We start from the raw sequence: 4,667 nt of genomic DNA on the forward strand, positions 1-4,667 counted from the left end.
CCTCCACCCGCAGCGGGCCGATCGTCACGCCGCCGCCGCCGACCCGCGCGCTCCACTGCGCGTCGCCGAGCGGACCGGGCATCGGCGGCGCGGGCACCGGCGCCCCGAGCCGCGGGAAGGGTGACGCGCTCGTGCGGGCCGCCAGGACGACGGCGTTCGGCAGACGTACCGCGTCGTGGGTACAGACCGTCAGGACGGTTCCGTCCGCGTCGGCGAGGTAGACCGCGGCCGGGAAGACCCCGAGCACCGTGGCCGGCCGCTCCGGCCGTTCCAACGCGGCGCGCAACAGAACGGACGCCGAGCCCGGCACCGCTACGGACGCCGAGCCCGGCACTGCAACGGCCACCGGGCCCGGCACCACAGCGGACGCCGCGGCCGGCGATCGCCGGCCGAAACCGGCGTCCGCGACATGGCCGTCCCGGAGGTGAAGCGGCTGTGCTGCCACGATGCGTGCCTCCCGGGAAACGGTACGAAGTCGGCGTCCGGGAACGGTGGGGGTGGGGCCCCCGGGGCGGGTCGGTACGGATGTGCCCGTTCGACCGTCGCGACTTCAGTCGGACCGGCTCTATGTCTGTTGTGAACGTAATCCAATGGCTATGGTCCTCGAATGGAGAAAGTTGCCAGCCTTGGTGCACTTGATTCGCGTAATCTGCCAAGCGACCCCGCACGCTCCGTTACGACCGGCGGAGTCGAGGAGGGAGCCGAAGGCGGAGTCGACGCCGTGATCGACCCCGCCGTCGATCCGGAATCGGTCGCCGGAGTCGTCCACGCCAAGGTTCGAACCGCCAGTACCGGCACGCTCGTTCGCGGTGTCTCGGTGCGCGACGTGCTGAGTCTGTCGAGCCTGTCCGGCGCGACGCTGATGGCCGGCGAACGTGGCCTCGACCGCGTCGTCCAGCGGCTCAACGTGATGGAAGTTCCGGACATCCTTCCGTGGACCAAGCCGCACGAGCTACTGCTGACCACCGGCTACCCGTTGCGCGAGACCCCGCAGTCGCTGTGCGACCTGGTGACCGAGTTGGAATCGCGCCGATTGGCCGCCGTCGGGATCAAGCTCGGACGCTACCTCGACGAACTGCCGGCCGACATGCTGGCCGCCGCCGACCGGGTCGGCCTGCCGATCATCCGGCTCGACGACGACGTCGCGTTCGACGACATCCTCAACCAGGTGCTCACCGACATCCTCAACCGCCAGGCGGCCGTCCTCGCCCGCTCCGAGGAGGCACACCGCGCGCTGGTCAGCGTGGTCCTCGCGGGCGGCGGCCTGGAAGCGATCACCGACGAGCTCAGCCGGCTGCTCGCCGGCACCGTCATGGTCACCACTCCCGACGGCCGCATCCTCGCGGCGTCCGAGCCCGCCGACGCGAAGCCGTACGGGCGCGGCGTGTTCGACCTCACCGGCCGCTTCCGGGTGGAGCGCTACCGGCACGGATCCTCGGCCCTGGACGACCCGACCACCGGCGTCGCGCTCGTCCCGATCCTGGCCGGCGCGCTCGACCACGGCCGGGTCGTGCTGATCTCGTCGGGCCGCGGCTTCGACGAGAGCGACATCCAGGTACTGGAACGGGCCGCCGCCACCGCGGCGCTGGTGATCACCAAGGAACTCGCGGTCGCCGCGGTGGAGAGCAAGTATCAAGGCGACTTCATGCGCGACCTGCTCGCCGGCCGGGCCGGCGACCCCGCCCACACGGTGCGCCACTGCGCGTCACTGGGCTGGGACATCGACCGGCCGCTGACCGTGGTGGTCGCCCAACTCGAACCCGGCGAGAACCCCGACCTGGAGACCGACGACCTGCGGCCCGCGCACGAACGGTTCGCCACCGCGTGGGGCATCGTGGTCCGCGAACGCGATCCGCGCGCCGCCGTGGTCGGCTACAGCCAGGAAGTCGTCGTGGTGATGGGCGCGAACGGCCGCACCCCCTCCGGCGAGGCGGTGCGGCACATGGTCGCGCAGGTCGCCGGGGACGGTGGCGGCGGACGCCGCTCGTTCTCCACCGGGGTCAGCCGCGTGGTCACCGATCCCGCGCTGCTGCCGGAGGCGTACGAACAGGCCCGGCGCGCGGCGAAGGTCGGCCGGCAGATGCACGGCGCCGGCGCGGTCGCCGACTTCGACAGCCTCGGCGTGTACCGCCTGCTCTCCCTCGTGCCCGACTCGGCCGAACTGACCAGCTTCATGCGGGAAACCCTCGGCGAACTCGCGTCGCGCGAGGACGAGGAGACCACCGACCTGCGCACCACCCTGGAGGTACTCCTGGACACCAATCTCAACGTCGCCGAGACCGCGCGCATCCTGCATTTCCACTACAACACGCTGCGCTATCGGATCGGCAAACTGGAACGCCTCCTCGGCGCGTTCACCACCGACTCGCATCTGCGGCTCAACATCATGCTCGCGCTCCAGGTCCGCCGCATGCGCGGGCTGTAGCGCGGTGCGCACCCACGGACAGACCCATGGACCTTCATCCATACGCAGACACCAAGGCGCAACAAACCTTGGGTGAATTTCACAACGCCACCCGGGCAGCTCTGTCACCTATCACCCAAGCCTGGGCATCCGGCCGATCCATAGCCTTCCCCCAACCTCGTGGCGAGAACGGCGAACAACACCCGTTCGCGCTCACCGTGCCGGGTCGTGCGACCGCGAATCGCCCTCGCACCCCCATACGCCTGGAAGGCGGCTGAACATGGCACTCGGCTTGGGATGGAAACTCTACGGGGACGGCAGCACCCCACCTCCGGGTGAAGTCGTACGCCCCGACGAACGACTCTCGTGGGGTCGGACCATCGGCCTCGGGGCGCAACACATCGTCGCCATGTTCGGTGCGACCTTCGTGTTCCCGGTCGTGATGGGGCTCGACCCCAACCTCGCGATCATGATGTCCGGGTTGGCCACGGTGGTCTTCCTGCTCATCGTGAAGGGCAAGATCCCCAGCTACCTCGGTACCAGCGCGGCCTTCGTGGGGGCCGTCACGACCATCCGGGCGTCCGGCGGTTCCAGCGCGAACGTCACCGGCGCGATCCTGATCGCCGGCGCGGTGCTCGCGCTGTGCGGCGTGCTGATCCACCTGCTCGGCGCCAAGGCCGTCAACAAGGCCCTGCCGCCGGTGGTCACCGGCGCCGTGGTGCTGCTGATCGGCTTCAACCTCGCGCCCGTGGTGGCCAAGACCTATTGGCCGCAGGACCAGTGGATCGCGATCCTGACGATGACCGCGGTCATCGCGATGACGGTGCTGCTGCGCGGCTTCTGGTCGCGTATCGCGATCTTCCTCGGCCTGGTCTTCGGCTACGTGCTGTCGTGGCTGTTCGACAAGGGGTTCGGGCAGATCACCTCGGTACAGCCGGGTCAGCACGACGGCAAGGAATTCGCGCACGATCGGGTCGACTTCTCCGGGGTCACCTCGGCCGACTGGTTCGGATTTCCTTCCACGCACGCCCCGGACTTCAAGACCTCGGCCATCCTGGTCGCGCTGCCCGCCGTGATCGCGCTCATCGCGGAGAACGCCGGACACGTCAAGGCGGTCTCCGAGATGACCGGCGCCGACCTCGACGGCAGCCTGGGCAAGGCGATCACCGCGGACGGCATCGGCACCGTGATGGCCAGCGCGGTGGGCGGCTCGCCCACCACGACCTACGCCGAGAACATCGGCGTCATGGCGGCCACCCGGGTCTACTCCACGGCCGCCTACTACGTGGCCGCCGTCGTCGCCGTGCTGTTCGGCCTGTGTCCCAAGTTCGGCGCGCTGATCGCGGCCACCCCCGGCGGCGTGCTCGGCGGGATCACCGTCGTGCTGTACGGCATGATCGGCCTGCTCGGCGCGAAGATCTGGATCGAGAACAAGGTCGACTTCGCCAACCCGATCAACCTCGTCCCGGTCGCCGCGGGCGTGGTGATCGGCATCGGCGGGGTCGCGATCAAGTTCTCCGACGACTTCACCATCGAGGGCATCGCCCTGGGCACGATCGTCACCCTGGTCGTCTACCACGCGCTGCACGCGCTCGCGCCGGCTCACATGCGCGAGCCCAAATCACCGCGCGACGCCGAACTCGAAGGCGGCACCGCGCTGTCACTGGGCACGGTCGAGGAACACCCGGACAGCGCCGCCGAGTCGCGAAAGTCGACCGTCGACGCCGAGCCACCCCGATGAGCACGTATCGGTAGTCGCGCATCGGCCCACGTCACCACCCGAACCGGTACCACCACACCGAACCGCCCACCGCACCAACCGGCGGCGCCGCAGAATCGCAGAGCCGCACCGACCGAAGAACCGCAAAACGCGGAATCACCGGCAGCACAACCGCAGCAGCACCAGGCCGCACCACCGCGGAAACGGCAACACCGCAGCACCGCACGAACCAGCACTACCGCAGCGACAGCAGGGGAAGGACGAGCACTGTGAAGCCGTCGGCGTTCCGATACCACGCACCGACCAGTCTGGCCGAGGCCCTCGACGCTCTCGACGAGGTCGGCCACGACGGGAAGGTTCTCGCCGGCGGCCAAAGCCTGATCCCCATGCTCAACATGAGACTCGCGGCCCCGGCACACCTCGTCGACATCAACGGGGTCGCCGAGCTCTCCTACGTCCGCACCGACCCCGGCGGCGTCGCGGTGGGCGCGCTCGCCCGGCACGCCGAGGTCGAGGCGGACGCCGCCGCACACGCGGTCGTCC

Annotated in this window: 4 protein-coding genes; 3 read left to right on the forward strand and 1 reads right to left on the reverse strand. The window is 69.7% G+C overall.

Translation table 11 applies throughout. The features are described from left to right. A partial coding sequence (locus tag GT354_RS19175; RefSeq protein WP_202512047.1) for a hypothetical protein occupies positions 1-346 on the reverse strand: 346 nt, incomplete at its 3' end. Between the two features lie 375 nt (positions 347-721). Between GT354_RS19175 and GT354_RS19180 the strand changes: the two genes are divergently transcribed. The 3 genes from GT354_RS19180 to GT354_RS19190 form a co-directional block, all read left to right on the forward strand. Further along, positions 722-2,425 (forward strand): PucR family transcriptional regulator ligand-binding domain-containing protein, encoded by a 1,704-nt coding sequence (locus tag GT354_RS19180; protein WP_346012086.1) that lies wholly within the window; start codon positions 722-724, stop codon positions 2,423-2,425. Positions 2,426-2,684: 259 nt separating this feature from the next. Further along, on the forward strand, positions 2,685-4,145 hold the full coding sequence (locus tag GT354_RS19185; protein WP_161357524.1) for a solute carrier family 23 protein: 1,461 nt from the start codon (positions 2,685-2,687) through the stop codon (positions 4,143-4,145). A 248-nt stretch (positions 4,146-4,393) separates the two neighbouring features. After that, a partial coding sequence (locus tag GT354_RS19190) for an FAD binding domain-containing protein (protein ID WP_346012087.1) occupies positions 4,394-4,667 on the forward strand: 274 nt, incomplete at its 3' end.

The sequence above is a fragment of the Streptomyces sp. SID3343 genome, assembly GCF_009865215.1.
Lineage (GTDB): Bacteria > Actinomycetota > Actinomycetes > Streptomycetales > Streptomycetaceae > Embleya.